General features: G+C 59.3%; 15 protein-coding genes. 3 read left to right on the top strand and 12 right to left on the bottom strand.

Going from position 1 to position 23,424, the window contains the following annotated elements:
* Positions 1-2: 2 nt before the first annotated feature.
* From IEW73_RS09325 to IEW73_RS09315, 3 genes are all read right to left on the bottom strand, one after another.
* Positions 3-3,581, bottom strand: a complete 3,579-nt coding sequence (locus IEW73_RS09325) for an ATP-dependent helicase (RefSeq protein ID WP_372433581.1) — start codon at positions 3,579-3,581, stop codon at positions 3-5.
* Positions 3,512-6,850 carry an ATP-dependent helicase gene (locus IEW73_RS09320; protein ID WP_188673710.1) on the bottom strand — a complete coding sequence of 1,113 codons (3,339 nt, stop codon included), beginning with the start codon at positions 6,848-6,850 and terminating at the stop codon, positions 3,512-3,514. The genes IEW73_RS09325 and IEW73_RS09320 overlap by 70 nt, the downstream gene beginning before the upstream one ends.
* A 97-nt stretch (positions 6,851-6,947) precedes the next feature.
* Positions 6,948-8,690, bottom strand: a complete 1,743-nt coding sequence (locus IEW73_RS09315; protein ID WP_188673707.1) for a condensation domain-containing protein — start codon at positions 8,688-8,690, stop codon at positions 6,948-6,950.
* A gap of 273 nt (positions 8,691-8,963) precedes the next feature.
* Between IEW73_RS09315 and IEW73_RS09310 the strand changes: the two genes are divergently transcribed.
* Positions 8,964-9,785 carry an alpha/beta fold hydrolase gene (locus tag IEW73_RS09310; RefSeq protein WP_229675890.1) on the top strand — a complete coding sequence of 274 codons (822 nt, stop codon included), beginning with the start codon at positions 8,964-8,966 and terminating at the stop codon, positions 9,783-9,785.
* A complete protein-coding gene (locus IEW73_RS09305) occupies positions 9,782-10,093 on the top strand; it encodes an MGMT family protein (protein WP_188673701.1) in 312 nt (103 codons plus the stop codon). The genes IEW73_RS09310 and IEW73_RS09305 overlap by 4 nt, the downstream gene beginning before the upstream one ends.
* Here the strand turns inward: IEW73_RS09305 and IEW73_RS09300 are convergent.
* The 8 genes from IEW73_RS09300 to IEW73_RS09265 all read right to left on the bottom strand — a co-directional run bounded on the left by IEW73_RS09300 (position 10,078) and on the right by IEW73_RS09265 (position 21,679).
* Entirely contained in the window at positions 10,078-10,917 is an 840-nt protein-coding gene (locus IEW73_RS09300; RefSeq protein WP_188673698.1) for a sirohydrochlorin chelatase, read from the bottom strand. The genes IEW73_RS09305 and IEW73_RS09300 overlap by 16 nt on opposite strands.
* Complete coding sequence (locus tag IEW73_RS09295) at positions 10,914-12,119, bottom strand: uroporphyrinogen-III synthase (RefSeq protein WP_188673694.1); 1,206 nt, start codon at positions 12,117-12,119, stop codon at positions 10,914-10,916. The genes IEW73_RS09300 and IEW73_RS09295 overlap by 4 nt, the downstream gene beginning before the upstream one ends.
* Positions 12,120-12,124: 5 nt before the next feature.
* Positions 12,125-12,520: a nitrite reductase small subunit NirD gene (nirD, locus tag IEW73_RS09290; RefSeq protein WP_188673690.1), complete on the bottom strand. Its 396-nt coding sequence runs from the start codon at positions 12,518-12,520 to the stop codon at positions 12,125-12,127.
* Positions 12,520-15,051 carry a nitrite reductase large subunit NirB gene (nirB, locus tag IEW73_RS09285; protein WP_188673688.1) on the bottom strand — a complete coding sequence of 844 codons (2,532 nt, stop codon included), beginning with the start codon at positions 15,049-15,051 and terminating at the stop codon, positions 12,520-12,522. Before nirB ends, nirD begins: the two co-directional genes overlap by 1 nt.
* Positions 15,048-16,586: an FAD-dependent oxidoreductase gene (locus IEW73_RS09280; RefSeq protein WP_188673685.1), complete on the bottom strand. Its 1,539-nt coding sequence runs from the start codon at positions 16,584-16,586 to the stop codon at positions 15,048-15,050. The genes nirB and IEW73_RS09280 overlap by 4 nt, the downstream gene beginning before the upstream one ends.
* The gene (locus IEW73_RS09275; protein ID WP_188673682.1) at positions 16,583-18,724 is read right to left on the bottom strand and encodes a molybdopterin oxidoreductase family protein; all 2,142 of its coding nucleotides are present in this window, start codon (positions 18,722-18,724) and stop codon (positions 16,583-16,585) included. Before IEW73_RS09275 ends, IEW73_RS09280 begins: the two co-directional genes overlap by 4 nt.
* Before the next feature lie 67 nt (positions 18,725-18,791).
* On the bottom strand, positions 18,792-20,273 hold the full coding sequence (locus IEW73_RS09270) for an MFS transporter (RefSeq protein WP_188673679.1): 1,482 nt from the start codon (positions 20,271-20,273) through the stop codon (positions 18,792-18,794).
* Positions 20,274-20,416: 143 nt separating this feature from the next.
* Positions 20,417-21,679, bottom strand: a complete 1,263-nt coding sequence (locus IEW73_RS09265) for an MFS transporter (protein ID WP_188673677.1) — start codon at positions 21,677-21,679, stop codon at positions 20,417-20,419.
* A gap of 138 nt (positions 21,680-21,817) precedes the next feature.
* On the opposite strand from IEW73_RS09265, the gene IEW73_RS09260 reads away from it, so the two are divergent.
* Positions 21,818-22,498 carry a FadR/GntR family transcriptional regulator gene (locus IEW73_RS09260; protein ID WP_188673674.1) on the top strand — a complete coding sequence of 227 codons (681 nt, stop codon included), beginning with the start codon at positions 21,818-21,820 and terminating at the stop codon, positions 22,496-22,498.
* Here IEW73_RS09260 and IEW73_RS09255 read toward each other — a convergent pair.
* Positions 22,495-23,349, bottom strand: coding sequence for a TIGR02569 family protein (locus IEW73_RS09255; RefSeq protein WP_188673672.1), 855 nt, complete (start codon positions 23,347-23,349; stop codon positions 22,495-22,497). The two genes, IEW73_RS09260 and IEW73_RS09255, sit on opposite strands and share 4 nt — an antisense overlap.
* Positions 23,350-23,424 lie beyond the last annotated feature (75 nt).

The following is a 23,424-nucleotide window of genomic DNA, read 5'->3' as shown; positions in this document are numbered from 1 at the left end:
GCCTAATCGTCTTTTGTTAACTCGTCGCGACGCAACCGAACAGCATGGTCAGTGTCGCCTGGATTTTCCAGCATCTTCAATAAGGTAGCCCGCCCTGGAAGTGATTGAGGGGCAACTGTGTTGTTCGACCTTACGTAATGGAACGCCGCTCGCACAGATTCTGGGTCAACGGGGGTGCCCCGGGCGCTCATCAGGTCGGCCCACGCAATCCGATACGCGGCGAGTTGCATTGCGGCAGCGTGCTCATCCCTCGGGCCCGCTTCCTTTCCTGTTTTCCAGTCGACGACTGTCCAACCTCCGTCCTTATCGCGGAATACTGCGTCAATTCGACCGCGCAATACAGTTCCGCCGAGGACAGTTTCGAACGGGACCTCCACTTCTGTGGGACTACGGAGTGCCCATTTTGACCGTTCGAACGCTTCTTGCAAGCGCTCAAGATCGTCGTCTACTTGTTCGTCGATATCAGCGGCACCAGGCAATTCATCGAGGTCAATTAGGCGCGTCGCACTGAATCGACGCTCAAGCCACGCGTGGAATGCGGTTCCCCGTCGAGCAAGTGGGTTGGGTGGGAACGGCAATGGCCGACGCAATCGCACCGCGAGATCGTAGGGATCGCTCGCGAGCATGACGATGTTGCTGACTGAGAGGTGGCGAGGCAGTACGACGCTGACATCGCGGGTGCGGTGCTGTTCGCGTTCCGTTAGTAGTGCATCGACGTCTTCTGCCCACTGGCGCGACTCTTCGTCGCCCTGCGGATCAGCTACTTCGAGTTCTACTGATGCCACACTCTCTGTCGTTGGATCCGGGGTCGTTTGATCCGACTTCAGGGTTTTCAATGCGGCACGCACTCGGCGAGCGCCGTCGGAAACCGAGTCTCTCCGCTGACCGAGTGGGTCGACCGGCCAGTTCTCGATCACAGGCTCTGCCGACAGCGGGTTGGATTCGCCCTCAGGTGGTGCGGGCGCCCAATGGGCTACGGAAATGGCGGCGCTCAGCGTGGTGTCGCCGAGTTCTTTTACTTCGTTCAAAAATATGGACGGCCCGCGTGGTTTTTGCGTGCCTTCACTCCAGTGGTGGCCTGATAGCAAAAGGGATCGTTCGGTTCTGGTTAGCGCCACGTAGAACAGGCGGCGTTCCTCATCAAGCCCCCGTTCAGCGAACGCCGCCTTATGCTGTTCGAGCGCCTCCTCAAGCTGTTTGCGGTGGGTCACATCGTCGAGGTGCAAAATCGGCACGCCCTCCGATGAGGCAGGTTCTGTGAGTTCACCAGTTCGGCGATCATAGGTGCGGTCAGCGCGGTCCCCGCGCAGATGCGACGGTAGTTCTTGCGTAGCGCTCAGCCAGGTTGACGACTGGCGGCTGGTGGGAAACACGCCATCGGTGAGGTGTGGGATGGCAACTACCTCCCATTCCAAACCTTTCGCAGAATGGGTGGTTAAGATCTGCACCCGATCCGGTGCCACGCTTATTTCCCCCGGCTTTAGACCCTTTTCGACCTTTGCGGCCGCGTCGAAGTATGCGAGCATCCCGGGGAGGGTGGCGGCTGAGTTTCGCGCGTAGTGGGACACGACGTCGGCGAATGCGTCGAGGTGTTCCCGCCCCGCTCCGCCCGCTTCGATTCCGCTGTGGCAGCGCGCTTCAGACTCAATACCGAGGTTCAGTGTGCGTTCAACGTCGGCAACCAGTTCCGTCAGTGGCTGCCCGATTCGTTCGCGCAACTGCGACAGCTCGTTGCCGAGCCTGGTGATTCTGCGGTATCCATCAGTTGAGTATTGTTTCGCATCACCTGGGTCAGAGATCGCGTCGGCGATCCCTGCTTGTTCAGCGAGTTCACCAGGCAACGCTTCGTCGAGCGCGTCATTGAGTTCAGCTGCCGTGCGCACTTCGCCAGGCACCGCGCGCCCCTGGCCGAGCGCCAGTTTCCTGGCACGTTGCCACAAGGCCGCAATATCGGCGGCTCCTATCCTCCACCGCGCCCCGGTGAGCACACGTATCGCGGCAGTGCCCGCCAAGGGATCCGCGATAAGTCGAAGCATCGCGATGAGGTCTTGCACTTCGGGTGTGTCGAGAAGCCCGCCGAGTCCCACCACTTCCACGGGTATTCCGCGTTGCCGAAGCGCTTCAGCTATGGGTGCCGAATCCTTATTTCGGCGCAGCAATACCGCAGTGGTTGGGGGTGGTTGGCCGTGTGTGATCGCGTCGCGATGCCGATCGGCTATCTGGTCAGCTATCCAGTTGCGTTCTGCTTCGACATCGGTCCACAGCGACAGTGTGATGTCGCCGGCTGGGGCATCTGGGCGTGCCTTCAGGATGCTGACTGGCACACCTCGATCGCGGAGTGGTCCAGATACACTGTTTGCCACATCAAGTGCCCGCTCTGGGTTTCGCCAACTCGTCAGCAGTTCGAGCCGTGTAGCTGGTCGGTTGCCCTTGCGTGGAAAGTCGGTTATAAAACGCGGCAAGTTCGCCGCCGACGCGCCTCGCCAGCCATAAATGGATTGGACCGGGTCGCCGACCGCTGTTACCGCCAGAGCATGGTCTTGCCCTTTGCCAAACAGAGAAGACAGCAGGATGCGTTGCGAATGCCCTGTGTCTTGGTACTCGTCAAGCAGGACAACTCTGTAGCGAGCGCGTTCACTGACACCAACCTCGGGATGTAGTTGCGCTACCCGAGCGGAGAGGGACATCTGACTGCCGAAGTCGAGGGCGCCTTCTTGTCGCAATGTGTCGCGGAGCGCGCGTACCAGCGGGACCAGTTGGCGGCGTTGCCGCTGCACCTCCAGGATACTGAGTAGGTCCTGATTGGGAGTTGCGCGTTGCTTCGGTCCTGGTGGGAGATTCTCGATCAGCTTTTCGAGGCTATGTTCGTCCGCCTCTAGTTGGTCGAGTTCTACGAGGTGTTCATCGAGCGCACTTGATAGGGCCAGCACTGTGTTGGTGACGGTTGCCGGGGTATGGGCTATGTCTAGTGGTTCACTCCAGGTATTCACTACGCGGAATGCGACTTGCCACAATTCTGTTGCCGACAGCAATGTTGCTGATGGTTCGATCGGCAATCGAAGTCCGTGCTCGGCGAGCAATCGACCGGCGTATGCGTGGTAGGTGCTGACATCGGGTTCGCTCACAGTGATCTTGGTGCGTAGCGCGCCGGTCGGGTCTGCGTCGCGCAGGAGTTCCGATCCCGCTAGCCGCGACAACCGGACACGAATGCGCTGGCTGAGTTGCTGAGCGGCCTTGCGGGTGAAGGTCAGTCCCAGGATGTCTTCTGGGCTAACGAAACCGTTCGCGACCAGCCACACAACGCGCCCAGCCATGGTCTCGGTTTTGCCCGCGCCTGCCCCCGCGACAACCAAAACAGGTGAAGCGGGCGCGGTAATCACTGCATGCTGTTCGTCCGTGGGTGGGAACTGCCCGAGGGCGCGCGCGAGTTGTGTGGGGGTGAATCGGGCGTTGGAAAACGACGCGGATGACGGATGTCGCTTCACAGGCTTGTTAGTCTGCGGCTTGTTACTCAAGGTGCTGTGACCTGCCGTCCTTCTTCGTGCACTGGACATGACGTTCGCACAGGGCAATGGGTGCATCCGTCGTTGATGCAAGCCCGGAACTCTGGTCCCTTTGTTGCTCGGGCAGCGTCCTGTATTCGCTCGACCCATGCCTTGCGCAGTTCGTCGGTGAGGGGTGGCTGCGAACGCTGCGTTGCACCAGTCTTCTTGTTGCTTTGGGCGATGAACAGCAAATGTGCGCCGCCGGATTCAGCAGCCTCGCCGCTGATGAGGCCTTGTTCAGCCGCGACTTGGTAGGTAGCTAGCTGAGCGTGTTCTGCAGCGTCCGCATTCGACACCGCTTGTTTGGCCGTCTTGATATCAACGATGACGGGTCGTCCTTCGCTGTCATGTTCAAGCCTGTCGATCCGACCACGCAACCGCACTGATGGCCCTTCGCCCTCCGTCGAGGTGAGTACGCCGTCAATCGCGACTTCAACTCCAGCTTCCGTGAACTCGCCACGCGATGAGGCCAGCCACGAACGAAAATTGTCCAGCATCGATTTCGCGCGGGCTTGCTCATGTTCCGCGAACCAGGGTGCCCCAAGATCGAGTGCGCTCCATGACCGCTCTAAGGCCTCATTGATTTGTTCGTCCGGCAGTCGACCCGCAACGGCTTGCGCAAGGGTGTGCACCACTGTCCCCTTGACGGCACTGAGCTTGTCATTGTCCGATCCGCCGTGCTGGGTCAGCATCCATCGGAGTGGGCATTGGAGCAGTACTTCCACTACTGATGGTGACAGCGATATCGGCGAACCGTCGTCTTCCCATAACGACGTAGTTGTGCTCAAGGAGGCAAGTCCGTACCAATCACGCGGGTGAGCGCCGGGCACTCCGGCTGCCGCGAGCCGCGCCAGTTGGGTTGCGGCGTTGCCGCGCCGGTCATCTGTTTCGTCGTCCGAACAAACAACGGCGCGCAGGCGTGCGACGAGCGCGGGGAGGGCAAGTACTGTGCGCTCACCGTCACCGCTTGAGGTGTAGCCGACGTCGCCTGTGCGGTCGATCAATTCTGGTTGAAGGTCTGCCAGGAAGCGGGATGGAACAAGGTCCGCATCGCCGGTGATCGATTCGACGGATGTTATGAGTAGACGCTGCCGGGCTCGCGTACATGCCACTAGGAAGAGCTTGCGCTCATCGGTGAGGATCGGTGCTAGCCGGGAAACCTGCGATTCAGGCTCGGACGTGTAGTCGCGTTCAAGAACGTCGTCTAGATCCTCAACACCGAGCAGGCTGCTGCGGCCGCGAAGGGAGGGCCATAAGCCTTCTTGCACACCGGCGACGGCCACGACGTCCCATTCCTTCCCAGCGGATGCGTGGGCACTCAGCAATGTCACGGTGTCGTTGTGAGCTTGTGACTGCTGGTACGGCTGAGCTGCGATGTGTTGTTGGTTAACGTATTCGACGAAGCTGCCTAACGACGCAGCGGGAAGGCGGTCAACATAGTGCGCGGCGGTGTCGAACAACGCCACGACGGCATCTAGGTCCCGATCTGCTTGCGCGCCCTGTGAACCTCCCCTTAGTGCGCTGCTGAGCCATTTTTTCTGCAGTCCTGTCGCGTCCCATGCCGCCCACAAGACTTCTTCAATCCGGCGACCGCGGTTCGCTGTTATGTGCGCTTTGGAAAGGACACGCCGGAGTCGATGAAGTGGTTCCGCCTCTGTTTTTGTGAGGCCCGCAAGGATTGCGGCAGCAGTGTCGGACTCGTCATTCGCCACTGCATCATTCCTCACCGCCTCCACAACAATGCCGTGCAGCAACGTCGCGGAGTCACTATCGCCACCCCTGGCCACCTCCACACGTCGCACACCTCTGCGCAATCGGCGCAACAATAGCGGGTCCGCTCCCCCAATCGGACCTGACAACAGGGTGAGTACGTCGTCAAAGGACAACGCAGCACCTGACGAGCCAACCGCTTGCAGCACTAGCAGAAGTGACTTTGCGACACGTTGCATCGCCAGTGGTTGTTCAGGAACTGGAGTGCTCACTGGAACACCTGCGGCTGTCAGCGCCCGTCGAAGCGGAGCGGACAGGGAGGGCACCGAACGGACGATCACCGCCATCTCGGACCACGGCACTCCGTCGATGAGGTGGGCACGGCGAAGGGTATCGGCAATCGCAGCGGCTTCACGGGCCTGTGTCGGCAACACCTTAATGTCGACATAGCCATCCGAATCGCCGTGCGTTCGTGCGCGCGGCCCGCGCTGAGGCTGAGCTCCGGGCAACCGGGCACCGATACGAGCAGCTACGCCAGCTATTCGCTCCGGCATGCGGTGCGAGGTTGTCAGGACTATCCGCCTGTCCGACGCTGCATCAACGATTGATTCGAGAAACCCGGCGCTTGCCCCGCGAAACCGATAGATCGCCTGATCACTATCGCTGGTAAGAAGAGCAAACGCGGCTGCCTCACCAATACTGCGAACGAGTAGCGCCGCTTGAGGGTCAAGGTGCTGGGCATCATCAACAAAGAGATATCGGACTCGTTGCTGCTCACTTTCACGCAGAGTCGGATCCGACATCAATGCCGTAACCGCCGCGCTTACAAGTTCTGCCGCATCTAAGGCTGGAGCTGTTGCTTGCGGGGCTTCCATGCCCACAGACCCACGCAGCATCATGACGTGCTCATAGACTTTCGCGAATGTTCCTGCCGCGACCCATACCGGCCGCTTATGGGCTTTGCCTAGTGCCCGTAATTCGTCGGGGCCTAGGCCTCTTTCGCTTGCTCGCCGAATAAGGTCGCGCAGTTCTGAAGCGAAGCCATCAAGCCCGAGAGCTGGGCGTAACTCTGCGGGCCAGTATGTGGCCCCATCCTCGATGTCGCCCGCAAGAAGATCACGGAACACAGCATCCTGTTCGCCGCTAGTTATCAGGCGCGGAGGTGGATTGCCGTGTGCTGTCGCTTGCATGCGCAACACCGCGAAGGCGTAGGAATGCACGGAGCGAACCATGGGCTCACGCGTCGCTCGGGGTGTCTCAGGAAACGCGGCTGTGACGATGCCGTCGCTGATGAGATCACGCATTGCCGTCGCCGCATCGCGTGATGGCGTCAATACAAGGATGGACTCTGGGTCAACACCCGCTTGCATTGCCGCAACGACGAGCTCGGAAATCAACGAGGATTTTCCGGTACCTGGACCACCAAGAACGTGGAATGGGGTCCATTTTTGCTGTGCACCCCGAGGCTGTTCGGATGTCACACTCCGAAAAATGCGCGCGACATCATCGCCCCACTCGCGGGCAACCACGCGGGCAGCCGGGGCGCCGACAAGGTTGAGATTGACACCGTCAACCGCCGCGATTTTCACTGACATGCACCTATGCAATCACGCGGGTCTGACATTTAGCTCCGCGCAAAGATTGCTAGTCGGGCGGAGCCGTCTGCGATGTACAGCTGAAGCTAGCGACTGCTCAGGCCGTGATTTCGCGAACTTTATGCCGCTTAGCGTCCGGCATCACACTGTCAGCGAGGTTCTGTGCGGAGGATGAGTCCATTTTGCCTGCGGCGTAGCTCAGAAGCGCCAAAGCGAGGTCGCCCGCCGCGGCTTTGGTCGTCGCCACACGAGTCGATACCTCACCTACAACGGAGCCAATCGACGAGTCGCTTCGCCGTCCAGACGGTAACGCCGAGTGAGGGCGAGGCGAACCAACACGCAATGCGCGATCAAGCGAGCGGTGAAGGATGCTTCGTTGCGGCAGAAGCAACCCACGTTCCCGCTCCGTGAGCACGTTGATGTCACAAATTGGAGTATCCGTGTCAGCTACGAGCGCGTTGAGCAGAGTTTGGAACCGTTGCACAATGCCAACCACTGTGGACTCGTCGAAGAGATCCACCGCGTAGACCAAGGAACATGCAATGCCCGCACCCGCACCGTCGGCGTCCACTGTCTCAGTTAGGACAAACTCCAAATCGCAGTCAGCGGACTTAACCTCCAACGTACCAATGGCAATATCAAGATCGTCGATTGTCACCGAATACTCGTTGTCCGGATGCACTGACAAAGAGACCTGGAACACCGGGTGGTGCGACGTGGACCGCTTCACGGCCAACACATCAAGAAGACGTTCAAACGGGGTTTCCGCGTTGGTGAAGGCATCAGTGCTGCGTTCGTGAACACGCGCCAGCAGGTCGGCGAACGACTCAGTGTCAACCATTCGGTTACGTAGGGCGATGGTGTTGCCGAACATTCCCACAATGGGCGCCAGAGAGTCATTGACCCGGGTGTCGACGGTTGTTCCGATAATGACGTCGTCTGTTCCGCACAGCTTCGATAGCAAAATCGTCAGGACACTCTGCATGACGGAGAATACCGATACACCTTGCGACTCCGCGAGGGCGCGCACACTGGCATGGGTACTAGCGCTGAGATAGAAGTCCACGGGCTTACCGTGCAGGCTTTGAAACTCAGGGCGCGGGTGATCGAGCGGAAGATCAAGAACGTCCGCTGCGCCAGCAAGCTCCGCACGCCAGAACGCAATCTCTTGTGCGGTCACGCTTGTCGGGTCAGCTTCTTCGCCGAGGATTTCGCGCTGCCACAAAGCGTAATCCGAGTACTGAACGGTCAGCTCAGTCCAGCATGGGGCACGGTCAGCACATCGGGATTCATAGGCATGCAGGAGGTCGCCGATGAGTTGTTTCATCGATGTCCGGTCTACTGCAATGTGGTGCACGACGATCGTGAGAATGTACTCGTCTGGGCCGAGCTCGAATACCCGGACCCGAAATGGGATTTCACGGGTGAGGTCAAAACCTGCTTCGACGAAGCGCTCAATGGCATCTAGCGGATCTTCTGTGATCCCGATCTTGACTGGCGTCGCATCAGCAGTCACCTCTGCGGCAGGAACTGAAACCTGGTAGGGACCATCAGCAGATGCGGGAAACAGTGTACGGAGCATTTCATGACGAGTGAGAACGTCGCTGAGCGCTCTACCGAGTGCACCAATGTTGAGTGCACCAATGAGCTCCACCGACACCGGGATGTTGTGCACCGGGTTGGTCGGGTCGAAACGATTGATGAGCCACAGTCGTTGTTCCGCGAGTGAGAGCGGAACACGTGCCGCGCGCTTGTCACCGTGCACACGCATGGGACCGCGGTCGGCCGCAGTTTTTGATTGCTGGTCAGCTGACTTCTTGTCGCGTGGCGCGTCATTCATTTCAGGCGCTCCTTCACTTGCACGTCTGCGGCGAACTGCCCGGTGCACGCACTACGTGTTTTCACTCGTAAACTTCCCTACCCAACAATCTTTAGACACACATGTTTGCATAGTGTGATCACGTTGTTATCAGGCTACATTGGCTCATATTGCTGCCGTGTTAATTCGGCAGCATGACTCGTCTTAAGTTGTGCTGCTAGTGCAGTAGATTCGCAAACGTGCCACCCCACAGCTGTTGTGATCCGCAATACACGTTAGGAATCGATGCGCTCCGTGTCACACACTACAGGTTCGCTGCATTTTCATAAATTTTTACCGTCCCAACCTGCATCAATAAGCGAAGCCGTCCCGAAAGTGCTTGCCCTGCATGGGCTCACCGGACACGGCCAGCGGTGGGAAACATTTGCCCGTAACCACATTCCGGAATACGAGGTCACCGCACCCGACCTGCGCGGCCACGGTTTTTCACCATGGGATCCGCCATGGAACCTGGAAAGGCACGTCGCAGATTTACAGAGATTTCTTAACAAAAATGACCACACCATCGTCGTGGGACACTCATTTGGTGGTGCCGTAGCGCTCCACCTAGCCAAAACCTGCCCAGAACTGATCCACGGTTTGGTGCTCGTTGATCCTGCTATCGAGGTGTCGCCGCCCTGGATACGATCACTCACAGAAGCCACCGTGGCCTCCCCCGACTATGCGAGCGCTGAAGAGGCTCGACAGGACAAGGTCAATGGAGCGTGGCGGAACGTGCCACCAGAACTACTTGACGCTGAGTTGAAGGAACATCTCGTGAAGCTCCCCACCGGACGAATGAACTGGCGAATATGCGTTCCGGCAATCATTACGGGCTTCGGAGAACTTGCACGACCAACCGTCGCTCCTGCCAAACCAATCCCCACAACCCTCCTGCGCGCTACACGGCAGTCTCCGCCATTTGTCACACCGGCGGCAATCACGACTCTTCGTGCCGCGCTCGGCGACCACCTCACCTTGATCGACGTCGACAGCGACCATATGGTGACGCACGAGAAACCAGAGTTGATAGCAACGGCAATACGCGACATCGCGCGACAACTCGCACCGCAATGACTCGCACCGGCGGAATCACCGAAACGCACGTCGAGTTGGTGCGTGCATCCGTGGAACAAATCCCGCCGGGGAGCGTCACCACATATGGCGAACTCGCCCGGCACTGTGGGCTGTCCAATCCGCGATTCGTCGGGACGATTCTGCGCACCGATGGCCACGACGTTCCGTGGTATCGAGTGATCCGCGCAGATGGGAAGCTTGCTAGCCCCAACGCCCGCGAGCAAGAAGCGCTGCTACGCGCCGAGGGGGTTACGGTCGTCGATAGACGCGTCGATATGAGACGCCACATTCATTACTTCGACGAGTAAACGAACTTGGCTATCCGCGATGAGCGCAAGCTTGATGGGCGCAAATTGATCGGCCACTGGCGCGGTGCAGTGCGGGAGAACCTGCTGCGCATCGACATCGCAGTTGTGGATTGTGCATCCTGTATCCCCATGCGAGCGCATACAAGGTCAACGAGTCGCGGGTGCACCCCGATGGGGTCCGCAACGCCGTCTGCTCCTGCCGCAAGCAATTTGGTATGGAACAGTCCCTCCGCGAGGAGGTATGTCGCGATAAACACTCGACGCCCTGTGTCACGACGCACCTTTTCGACGACGTCCGCGATCCGTGGCTGTGCTGTAGCAACGTAACCGACTGCGACGGGGGCGCCAATCAAAGTGCTGAGCATGTCGGCAGCTTCACCCACATCACCGAGAGCGCGGTCGTCGGACGACCCTGCCGCTGCCATAACAACAGCATCCCCTGGACGCCATCCTGCTTCGCGTAGGCGTTCGTGGAGAATCTCCGCGAGAATAGGGTCTGGGCCCAAAGCCGCTGTCACCAGGACGTCGTTGTGACGGCTCGCTTCGACTTCAGTCGGAACATCAACGCGGACGTGATAGCCCGAGGCGAGGAACGCAGGCACCACCACAGCCGGGCCTGGAACCTGGCGTAATGCTTCTGATGGCGACGGACCCAACACGTCGACAAATGCGACTCGTGTCGGTCCCACTTTTTCCGCCACAGCTTCAGCAACCTTGGCGACAATTTCGACGCCGCGCGGGTTTCGAGTTCCGTGCGCTACGAGTACCAAGGTCCGCCCAGTGAGGTCACCGGGGCTGCGGTGCGTGCCTTGCGCTGCCTTCATCGGTCCTCCGTTGGGTGTGTGTCTACTGGATCAAGCGCTAGTCGATATCCACGTTTGACGACAGTTTGCACCACTTTAGGCGCACCGATCGCTGCTCTCAACCGAGCAACCGCCGTTTCAACAGCGTGCGTGTCTCCCCCAGCTCCAGGCAACACCGCCAAAAGATCTTCGCGTGATACCACCATTCCGGGTCGTTTCGCGAGCGCACGCATGATCGACAACGAAGCGGGTGGAACTTGCTTCACTGCGCCGTCGACAACAACGCAACTACCGCGGAGGCTGATGTGATGGCCCCCGGCCTGAAGGTTTCGTGCTCTGCGAGGCAGTTCGTCTGCGATATGCCGCGCAAGTGCACCCAACCGTGCCCGGTGCGGCTCAGTAGTGGGGACTCCGAGCGCCTCCAGCGGCGCTGCGGTGACTGGCCCGACGCTAAAAGCAATGACCCGAGTACGCATCGCATTAAGCAGAAGCTCAAGTACATGGGTGTCTTGTGCTCGCCCCAAAAGGGACGCCACGGCGGGTGCACTGGTGAAGGTGATCGCGTCGAGTTCACCATTAATGGCTAGTTCGATCATCCGGTCAAGCTGCGATGGGTCCTTTGGCGGGAGCCAGCGGTACACCGGAACGGGAATTACTTCCGCTCCTGCGCTACGCATCACTTCGCAGAAGTCAGGTATCGGTTCCCACTCCGTCGTGGCACCGTGCAGTTGAACCGCGATGCGTTTACCTTCGACACCTTCTTCGAGCAGGTGGTCAAGTACTTCAGCCGACGATTCAGATTCAGGTGACCACTCTTCACGCAGACCCGCGGCACGTATTGCACCTTTGGCTTTCGGCCCTCGTGCGAGCACTCGAGATGCTGTCAGCGCGTCAAGCAGCGTTTCGCCAAGCGCCCAGTTGTCGGCGGCTTCCACCCAGCCCCGAAACCCGATGCCAGTCGTCGCAACAGTGATATCGGGTGGATTGGAAATGACCGTCTCGGTTGCTCGCCTAAGCTCCGTATCGTCTATCAGAGGGATGATACGAATAGCAGGGGCTTGCACGATATGAGCTCCGCGCCGCTCGAGTAGAGTGGCGAATTCTTCGGCTCGTCGTGCGGCGGTGATACCAATGGTGAACCCAGCTAGCGCGGCGGGTTTGTCATCAGGTCCGCCTGCTACTGGCCCTGCTGCGGGATTGACGGTGCTTGACTCTGCGGACACAGTGTTCACGTTACTTTGTTGAGGAGCCGCGAATCGCCTGGGCGGATATAAACAGTCCCATTGCTCACGCGCACTTCGTAAACTGGCAGGGACTTTGTCTCGTCATCGAGGCACTGCCCAGTCTCCAAGGAGAATGCTTGCTTAAGCAGCGGTGACGCTACTACCGTGACGCCCTTGCGGTCGCCCACGATGCCGCGTGACATCACCGCAGCGCCTGCGAATGGGTCCATGTTGCCAACGGCGTGGAGCGTTCCATCGTCAAGCCGGAACAGCGCAACTTGTTCACCACCCGGCAGGAGCACAGCTACACCACGATTCGGGATAAGGAAATCGTATTCACATGCTGCGGTCCAGCCGTCGGCGCTGTCCGTTGTGTGTTCGCGAAATTCTAGTGCTGTCATCACTTCACCCCTGGTGTTGATGGTGCGGGCAACTCGGGCATCCCGAGGCTGACGGGAACCTTGCGACCGTCGTTTTCGGCGAACTGGATCGTGGGGTCGGCCTGGTCGGGTGCGTTCACGAATGACACAAACCGGGACAGTTTGGTTGGGTCTTCGAGAACTCCGGCCCATTCGTCCTTGTATCCAGCGACGTGGCGGTCCATTGCTGCTTCAAGTTCCTCGGCAAGGCCAAGGCTGTCTTCACACACCACCTGGCGAACGTAGTCGAGGCCACCCTCGAGCGATTCCTGCCACGGCGCTGTCCTCTGCAAACGATCAGCGGTGCGGACGTAGAACATGAGGTAGCGGTCGATGTAGCTGATGAGTGTCTTGTCGTCGAGATCAGTGGCCAGAAGTTCTGCGTGCTTCGGTGTCTGACCACCGTTTCCTCCGACGTAGAGGTTCCAGCCACGTTCGGTCGCGATGACGCCGACGTCTTTGCCTCGCGCCTCGGCGCATTCGCGGGCACATCCCGACACCGCGAGCTTGATTTTGTGGGGCGAGCGCAACCCGCGGTAGCGCTTTTCAAGGTCGACGGCCATCTTGACGGAATCTTGCTGCCCGTAGCGGCACCAGGAGGACCCTACGCAGCTTTTCACAGTGCGAAGTGACTTGCCGTAGGCGTGGCCTGATTCCATTCCGACGTCTACGAGCCGCTGCCAAATCTGAGGCAGTTGTTCAACGCGCGCGCCGAACAAGTCGATGCGCTGGCCACCGGTGACCTTCACGTACAGGTCGAATTCCTTGGCGACCTGCCCGATGACAATCAATTGGTCAGCGGTGACTTCGCCACCTGGCATGCGCGGAACCACAGAGTAGGTTCCGTTTTTCTGCATGTTTGCAAGGAAGTGGTCGTTCGTATCTTGCAGCGCGGCTTGCTCGCCATCCAGAATGTGCTCGCTGCTCGTCGACGCGAGGATGGATGCCACAGTTGGCTTGCAGATATCGCAGCCTTTGCCGCAGCCGTGCTTTTCGACGAGTTCGGAGAAGGTGCGAATCCCAGTCATTTGAACGATCTGGAATAGCTCCTGTCGCGAGTGGTTGAAGTGCTCGCACAGTGCTTTCGACATCTCGACGCCCGAATCGGCGAGGAGTTTCTTCACTAGCGGCAGACATCCACCGCACGAGGCTCCCGCTTTGGTGCAGGACTTCACTGAAGCAACATCGCAAGCACCGTTTTCGATGGCCCCGCAGATATCACCCTTGGTGACGGCGTTACAGGAACAGATCTGCGCATCGTCGGGAAGTGCGGACGTTCCGACCTCGGCTGCACCGCCACCGGCCGGGGCGATCAACCCGGCAGGATCACCAGGTAGCTCGCGTCCCACCATAGGTCGCAGTGATGCGTATGCGCTGGCGTCGCCGACGAGGATGCCACCGAGCAGCGTTTTTGCATCGTCAGACACGACGATCTTGGCGTAGGTGCCCGCAGCCGGATTACTGAAAACGACTTCGAGCGCGCCCGGTGTGGTAGCAAATGCGTCACCGAAGCTTGCGACGTCAACGCCGAGTAGCTTCAGTTTGGTAGACAGGTCCGCGCCTGGGAACTCTGCCGTGCCACCGAGGAGGCGATCCGCGACAACTTCTGCTGTGGCGTAGCCAGGACCGACTAGGCCGTAACAACGTCCCTCAATCGCGGCGACTTCACCGATAGCAAATACGTCGTCGTTAGAGGTTTGGCAGCCGAGGTCGGTGATGATTCCACCGCGCTCCCCTACTTCGATACCGGATGTGCGCGCAAGTTCATCACGGGGGCGAACGCCTGCGGAGAAAACAAGCAGAGACGCGTCGATGGTGGATCCATCGGACAATTCCACCACGAGGGTGCCGTCTTCGTTTTCTGTGATACCCGCCGTGGATACACCGGTGTGCACTGTAAGGCCTAGTTCAGTGACAAGGCTCTTCAGCAGAGCACCACCGCCTTCGTCGACCTGCAGTGGCATCAGCCGAGGTGCAAGTTCAACAACGTGTGGCGTGATTCCCAACAGTTTGAGTGCGTTGGCGGCTTCGAGGCCAAGGAGCCCACCACCGACCACCACACCGACTGCGCCAGCCGGTGAAGCTTCGGCAGCAGCCCTGATCTTGTCGAGGTCTTCAAGTGTGCGGTAGACAAAGCACCGCTCGGCATCCTTGCCCGGCACTGGCGGGACAAAAGCGTAAGAGCCTGTCGCAAGTACGAGTTTGTCGTATTCGATTACCGCACCGCTGGTGGTCGTCACAGTGTGCTGATCGCAATCGATCACCGCGCCCCGTTCACCGAGGCGAACTTCAACGCTGGAGTCGCCAGCGTAGTCATTCCCGGTGAGCGCAAGCTCTTTGTAATCCCAGGTGTTGACGTAGGACGAGAGTGCGACTCGGTCGTAGGCTGCCACGGGCTCTTCGCAGAGGACCGTGATTTTCCACTCGTCCCGCTCATCGCGTGCCCGGAGCGCTTCGATGAATCGGTGACCGACCATTCCATGGCCGACGACAACGATGTTCTTTGGCATCATGCAGCTCCTTCTTCGTGCTGATGTTCCAACGGTATGGATGCTTCGTTGCGGTCGTGTTTCGTGGCCGGGTCGCCCTTTTTAAGCCATTCGCACAATCCGTCCACTGCACCGGTGCAACCGCCGCATCCAGTTGTGGCGCGCGTCGCACTTGCGATCGCTTTTGTATCTCTCGCCCCAGCCCGGAACGCAGCAGTAATGCGCGTCTTGGTGACGGTGTTGCATTTGCAGACCACAGCGGACCCCGGCATATTTGCTGGACTTGCCGCTTCGTTTAGGCCCGCTGCGCCTCGGCCTAGCAGCAAAGCCATCCGATCACTGGGCACAGTCATGCCGGTGTCGAAGTATTGGGTCAGGGTTCCTGTTACCTCAGGATTGCCAAGTAACACCGCGCCAACAAGTTTGTTGTCGCGGACCACCACTTTGGCGTACCGGCCACGGGTCGGATCGGCGAGAGCCATTACTTCTGTGTCGCGGTCGTGAATCAGCGCGTTGACTTCACCCATCGATGCCAGGTCGATCCCATGGGCCTTGAGACGGGTGGTTTGCGAGGTTCCGTGGTAGCAGGCGGTGGGGTCAGTTCCTGTGATCAGGCCTGCCACTACTGAGGCGTGCTCCCAGGCAGGTTGAACCAGTCCGTAGACAACCCCATCATGTTCGGCACATTCACCGATGGCCCAGATGTGCTCGTCACTCGTCTTGAGGGTGTCATCAACCAGAACTCCTCTGCCGATATCTATCCCGGCTTGAGTAGCAAGGTCGAGGTTGGGGCGCACACCAGCCGAAATCACCACAAGATCGGCATCCAGTGTAGAACCGTCTTTAAGCCGCAACCCTGTCACACGGTCGCCGTCGCGCAGCACCTCGGTTGCGTGTTGTCCCAGTACAAGACGCATTCCCATGCCCTCAAGCACCCTGGCGAGGACTGCGCCGCCATCGGTGTCGAGTTGGCGTTCCATGGGATGGCTGGCCAAGTGCACTACTGTGACATCCGCTCCCCGACCCAGCACTCCACGTGCTGCTTCAAGTCCGAGAAGCCCACCACCCAAGACTGCTACCTTGGCTCCTGGCTGGGTTGCGGCAAGGATCGCATCGCAGTCGTCAACTGTTCTGAATGTCACCACCCCAGGGGCAAGACCGCCAGCCTCGGTGCAGGCACCTGCCATCGGAGGCACAAACGACCGGCTACCTGTGGCGAGTACTAGCTCGTCATAGTCGACGGTGGAACCATCGTTGAGAAAGACCCGCCGTGCGTCACGGTCGACTTTTTCGGCCTTGACACCAGTGCGGACGGAGATGGAGTTGCGCGCGTACCAGTTGTCGGGTTTGAGTTTGGTTTCTCTTGCTGTTAACCCACCGGCTAGAACAGTGGACAGCAGAATGCGGTTGTACGCAGCTCGTGGCTCTTCACCGATGATCGTGACTGCGAGACGTGCAGGGTCAATTTCTCGGCGGCGAAGTTCCTCGGCGAGCCTGGCGCCTGCCATTCCGTTGCCCACGATGACAACGTGTCGTGGAGACGTATGGTCTGGGGTCATGTCGCGTTCTCCAATCGGACGGCGCTGACCTTAAACTCAGGCATCCTGCTTGTTGGGTCGAGCGCCGGGTTGGTTATCAAGTTCGCGCGTTCCGCGTCGGGATAGTGGAACGGGATAAACACAGTGTCGAGGCGCATTGTTTCGTCGCAGTGAACACGAGCCTGAGTTGTGCCACGACGGCTTACCAATTGCGCTAAATCGCCGTTACGCAGACCGCACCGCTCGGCTGTGTCGGGGTGAGCTTGAACGAACATTTCCCCCGCGGCGTCGGATAGTTCCCGGATTCGCCTCGTTTGGGCCCCCGATTGGTAGTGCGCTAGCACTCGACCGGTAATCGCAAGAAGCGGAAACTCGTTATCAAGCGGCTCGGTTTGGCCGCCGTAGGCAATGGAAACGAAGGCCGCGCGGCCGTCACTCGTGGCGAAAGCGTCGAGGAACAACCGAGGTGTTCCAGGGTGCGGAGTGTTTCCCTCGCCAGTGTCTGGGCACGGCCAGTGCACGGCTTCACCATCGTCAAGCCGCTGGTAGGTCACGCCACTGTAGTCAGCAATCCCGCCCTTCGACGCGCGGCGCAGCTCATCAAAAACCACCTGCGGTTCTGTGGGAAAGCGATGCGCGGGCTGGTTCAGGCGTACTGCAAGTTCCTGCCACACCTCAAGTTCGCTGCGCGGGCCTTCAGGCGCGGCAACTGCGCGTCGGCGCCGGAGAACGCGGCCTTCAAGGCTGGTCAGGGTTCCTTCTTCTTCAGCCCATTGGAGGACTGGCAGTACAACATCTGCCATCGCGGCGGTCTCTGACATCACAAAGTCACACACCACAAGCATGTCGAGGCTGCGAAGCCGATCCACGATATGTCCCGCGTTAGGCGCCGAAAGTGCGATATTCGAACCGTGCACCATCAGCGCCTTCACGCCGCCAGGTTGCCCAAGACTGTCAAGCAGTTCGTAGGCGCTCTTCCCTACTCCGGGGAGACTGTCTGGATCCACGCCCCACACTTCGGCAACATGAGCCCGCGCGGCTGGGTCGTTTATTTTGCGATACCCGGGAAGTTGGTCTGCCTTCTGGCCGTGTTCACGCCCGCCTTGCCCGTTGCCCTGACCGGTAATGCACCCGTACCCGCTCCCACGGTTTCCCGGAAGCCCGAGTAGGAGCGCAAGCCCGATGATCGCAGAGACGGTATCGGTACCGTTGGCGTGTTGCTCGGCGCCCCGTGCAGTAAGGATGAAGGACCCGACTTCGTCACGCTTAGCATGGGCGAGGATCTCCACGGCCCGACGAATCTGCGCTACAGGAACACCCGTGACTCGTTCGGTGCGACTCGGGTCCCACTGCGCGACTTCGGGCCAATACTCGTCATAGCCCTTAGTTCGGGTGTCAACGTATGTTCGGTCGATATGCCCCTCGGTGATGGCGATGTGAGCCATCCCGAGTGCGAGCGCCATGTCAGTGCCCGGTTGCACTTGTAGGTGAAGACCGCCACCTTCCTCGGCGCGCATCGCCGTTGCAGTGCGCCGCGGGTCAACGACGATCAACCCGCCTGCATTGGCTGCTGCGCTGAGGTGCCCGACGAACGGCGGCATTGTCTCTGCGACATTGCCACCAAATATGAGGATGGCTTTCGCGCCGGTGAGGTCTGTGACGGGAAACGGAAGACCACGGTCTACACCGAACGAACGGATCCCGGCAGCCGCGGCCGACGACATGCACCAACGACCGTTGTAATCAATGTTCGAGGTACCGAGCGCAACCCTGGTGAATTTACCCAGCATGTAGGCTTTTTCGTTGGTCAGTCCCCCGCCGCCGAACATCCCAACGGCGTCCGCACCATTGACGCGCTGCGCATCCTGAAAACCTGCCGCAATGTAGTCAAGCGCAGCTTCCCAGCTCACCGACTCGAATCTGGAACCCCGCCGAAGCAGTGGTGTAAGAATGCGGTCTGGGTTTCGAAGCAGTTCCGCACTTGTCCATCCTTTTTGGCACAATCCGCCGCGGTTTGTGGGGAACTGACGCCCCTCCACCGTGGCGGAACGCGCTGGCACCGCTGCCCTGTCATCACGGGTGATCTTCATCGCGCACTGCAGTCCGCAGTAGGGGCAGTGCGTTGCTGTGCTGATCAAGTTGGTCGTGGATGTTTTCATTGCAGCGGATACCTCCGAAACCGCGACCACGCGGCACGTGCACGAGTGGTCGCGGATAATTGGGGACCTATGCCTGCGCGTAGGCCATGCTTGGCGCTCGCGAAATTGCGAACGAAGTGCGTAGGTAGAACCACCAGGTCACGCCCGCCATCAAAAGGAAGATGCCGGCGTATGCCCAGAACGCGGGCGCCATGGTGCCGAGGTGGACGTTGGAAAGTCGGAGTGCTTGCTGAAGGATGAAGCCACCGAAGGCGCCGACTGCGCCGATCATGCCGATAGCTGCGCCAGCCTGGCGTTTTCCTGAAGCAGTTGCTTCCTTAAAACTGTGCCCATTAGCTTCCGCGTTGCTCCGAGCGCTCGCGGCGAAGATGGTGGGAATCATGCGGTAGGTCGACCCGTTACCGATGCCGGTGATAACAAACAGCACGATGAACGACAGTAGGTATAGCGCGAAGCTACCGATTGCCAGCGAGGCCATAATCGCTGCTACGCCGAAGGCGAGCCCCACAAAGACCAGCGCGGTAAGCCGGGCGCCGCTGCCAATTCTGTCGGCAAGCCATCCGCCGAACGGCCGTGAGAATGAACCAACGAGTGCGCCGAGGAACGCCAGGTTTCCAAGAGCCACCATGATTCCGATGTTCTGTAGGTCAGGAAAGTTGGCGCGGATCAGTGTTGGGAAGGCGAAGGAGAACCCAATGAATGATCCGAAGGTGCCGATGTAGAGGAACGCCATGATCCAGGTGTTGCGGTTGCGCATGGCAAGCGCGTACGACTCACCGTCTGGTTTGGCGTTGCTCAAGCTGTCCATCCGCAACCAGGCACCAAGTGCAGCGGCCACGATGAAAGGAACCCAGAACAGCGACGATAGAACCAAGGCGAAGCGGTAGCCGGCGGGGTCGCTAGCAGAGAGGAATAGTCCGAACGCGATGACGAGTGGAATCGCCAGCTGTGTAACGGCGACACCGAGGTTGCCACCGGCAGCGTTGATTCCGAGTGCTGCTCCCTTTTTCGACTCTGGGAAGAAGAAGGAGATGTTAGCCATCGACGAGGAGAAGTTTCCGCCACCGAAACCGGCCAACGCCGCCAGGATCATGAAAACCCACATCGGGGTGGTCGGCTGGGTGAACGCTACTGCAAGCCCGAGGGTCGGGATGAGGAGCATTCCGGCACTGAATGTGGTGAACGCTCGCCCACCGAAGGTGGTGACGGCAAATGTGTAAGGAATACGCATTGCTGCACCCACAAGTACCGGGATTGAAACCAGGATGAGGCCGTTGTTGACGGCTTGATCCCCCTGCATGAAAGCGAACCCTGCGTTACCCATTTGGGTGACGAGGACACTGAACAGGACCCACACGCTGAAACCAATGTTTTCAGCGAAGACGGAGAACCAGAGGTTGCGTCGGGCAACCTTCTTTCCAGTGGTCTCCCAGAACTCTGGGTCTTCGGGCTCCCAGTGGTCGATCCACCGGCCGCCCTTTGGCGCCTGCACAGCTTCAGCAACTACTGACGAGTCGTCATTGGCCGGTTTGTCACTTATGAGCGTCATCGCGGTCCCCTTTCCTAGCGTGGAGACCTCAATGTATGCATTTGGTGTTGCGATGGTGCTGCCGTGGATGACTGCACCATCAAAATCTCCTCACCTGCGTAAATAGTGCACGGTGAGCGTTAAATGCGTGTTTCGGCGACGTATCAACCAGTCGCGACTTGCGGGCTTAAAGTGTCCTCGATCACCCGGGGCTTGCATGCGTGATACGCGCCCGTGATGAGCACCACAACTGCGACGCCAAGCATCCCCAGGGGCAAAGCCCAACCATCTGACATCTCATGTAGCAACCCGAAACCAAACGGACCCATGCATGCCACCGAGTACCCGACGCCCTGCGTGAACCCCGAGAGTTTTGCAGCACCGCTGGACGTCCGGGTGCGCAGGTTAATCAGCGTTAACGCCATGGGAAACGTCGACGGACCAAGCCCAAGAAGGATGACCCACGCAATTGTGCCTGTCATCGGGAAGAGCAGTAGGCCCACCATCCCGGCCACCATTGCGATCATGCTTGCAGCTGCCAGCGCGAATGGGTTGTTCATCCGGGTGGTGATGGTGGGCACAACCATGACGGAGGCGAGCCCAGAAAGAATAAAGACCCCCAGCATGGTTCCCGCAGTAGCCCGGGCGATTCCTGCGTCCATGAGCAATGTTGGCAACCAGGTGAGGAATGCGTACGTAAACAGCGACGTCATCCCGAACATCATGGCTAGACCCCATGCTATTGGTGATCGCCACAGGGGCCCGCAGGCACCCTTTGTGTCGTGCACTGTGACATTGTTGCGTCGCGCCGAACGGGCGAGACCAACCCACGGGAGGATTGCAGCGAATGTAACGAGTGCCCACATGCCGAGGGAGAGGCGCCACCCAGCAGCGTCCGCAACCGGAATAGCCAGGAGCGCTGGGACGACAGTGCCGAGTTGAACGAAACTAATGTAAATGGTCGACATGAGTGCGATTCGGTCGGAAAAATATCGCTTGGCCAAGGGCGGGAGAACGATATTGCCGAGCCCCATGCCGAAGAGTGCGACACCGGTGAACAGCAGCATTGAAGAGACGTCCGACATGGTGGACCGGGTCGCGAGCCCAATTGTGCTGAGTGTTACCGACAAAAGCGCTGTGCGTTCGAGTCCGATTCGCACCATGATCGACGGTGCTGTTATGCCCGCGAGGGCGAACATCGCGGGGGCTGCCATTCCAAAGACGCCACCCATCACTGGGCCGAATCCGATGTCGTTGCCGATGTCGGAGAGCAGTGGCGTGAACGACGTGACCGCAAGCCTGAGGGTGAATGCCGCGAGGATCAATCCGAAAAACACGAGTAGACGGCCCGACCACAGCGCTCGTCGTGTTTCCAGTACGGGAACGCTGGCGCTCTCGATGGACTGGACTGGCACGAAGGGTGGCATGCGGTTTCACCTCACTCAACAACTAATTCATCGAATCATAGGATGAATAGATGTTTGGCGGCAACAGTATTGTTAGACACAACACGCGCACAACCGCGCATAACCGTCGAATACGGCATACCCACGGAGGAAAACACGGTGCAACACGTGCAACGGCACAGCCTGATCACCCAAGTCACCGACATGCTGCGCCAACAAATAACCTCGGGTCAATGGAACGTCGGTGAACGAATCCCCACGGAACCAGAACTCACTGAGCTCACAGGAACCGGCCGAAACACCGTACGAGAAGCCGTCCAAGCACTAGTCCACGCAGGGATGCTCGAGCGACGCCAGGGCTCCGGGACCTACGTCATCTCCGCATCCCCAGTGTCTGGCGCACTATCCCAGCACTTCGCAGCATCCGCCGAACGCGACGTCCTCGAATTACGACAGGCCCTAGACGTCACCGCCGCCGCCCTAGCAGCCCGACGCCGCACACCCGAAGACATCGAGATACTCACCCGGTTGCTTCACCAACGCAGTGAACTCGCCGCTCAAGGAAAACAGCAAGAGTCGATCGACGTTGATGTGCAACTCCACAGAGCCATCGTCGCCGCCAGCCACAACGCCCTCTACTTAGAGTTTTACGACTCAATCCTGCCGGTCATCAGCTCCGCGATCTACGCACACGTCCAAGAACACGCTGATGAAGAAGACCCACACTACGACACCGAACACGCCCGACTAGTGCACGCCATCATCGACGGCGACCCAGAACGCGCGAGTCGCGAGGCGCAACTCTTCCTCACCAGTCTGCTTGACCAGCTCGAAATCTAAAGGAGCATCAACACTTGCTCGGCCGTGCGCTCCAGACCAGTCAACGCCGATGATGTCGAACGCGGATGCAAAGCATGAACCGCCACACGGAACATCAACGCACGTAACAGCATCTGCGGCCACTCTTGCATGGCATCCCAGCGTTCAATCAATCCCTCGTCGGCACCACCCCACGACAAAGAATCAACCACCACAACCGCTGCCGCCCACGGGACCGGGCGCCAATACGGGTTGATGTCCGTAATACCTGGCGCCTCGGTCTGCGCGAAGAGCACCGTGCCAAACAAATCACCGTGCACAAGCTGGCCCGGCAAATTCACGGGCTTACGCTGCTCACCGAGATGCTTGAGCAGATCCAAGCTTTTCTCGATCTCAGGTTTCGACATATCAAGCAGACCAGTCCGTCGCGGATCCCTCAGCGGTACCGGTTCCCAAGCAGCGCGGTCAGCCGCAACAAAAACATCGATATCCGAAAACGGGGCAACAGGAGGCTGGGTAATAAAACGAGGCTTCTCAAGCCTGGCGAGCGCGGCATGCAACCGCACCGACAAGGAGACAACCTCGTCATGGCGAGGTTCAGGAGAACCTTCCATATAGGCGTCGGCTCGCCACCCTGACACGACGTACCGTCCGTCTGTCGCGCGCACAGGTTTTGCCACCCGCGCACCATCAACAGACAGCGATTCGCGCACCTTCGCGGACCAGGCGGCACGGGCGTGGTCACCCACTGGCGACAGAACCACATTATTTAGCCGCCAACCCCCGTCCCAATCGTCGCCAAGCGACACAGGTTCGATTTCGCGCAGACCAAACGTGGAGCGCACATGCTCTGGAGGCGGGACGGAACTCACGGTCGGTAACGTACCGCGATATGGGTCTGTAATCAGGGAGCTAAGCCGCCGTGTCTACAAACACAGACAGATTGT

This window comes from Hoyosella rhizosphaerae (assembly GCF_014643175.1).
Classification (GTDB): domain Bacteria; phylum Actinomycetota; class Actinomycetes; order Mycobacteriales; family Mycobacteriaceae; genus Lolliginicoccus; species Lolliginicoccus rhizosphaerae.
The sequence above is the reverse complement of the archived record's forward strand: the minus strand, read 5'-3'. Positions and strand labels throughout refer to the sequence as shown.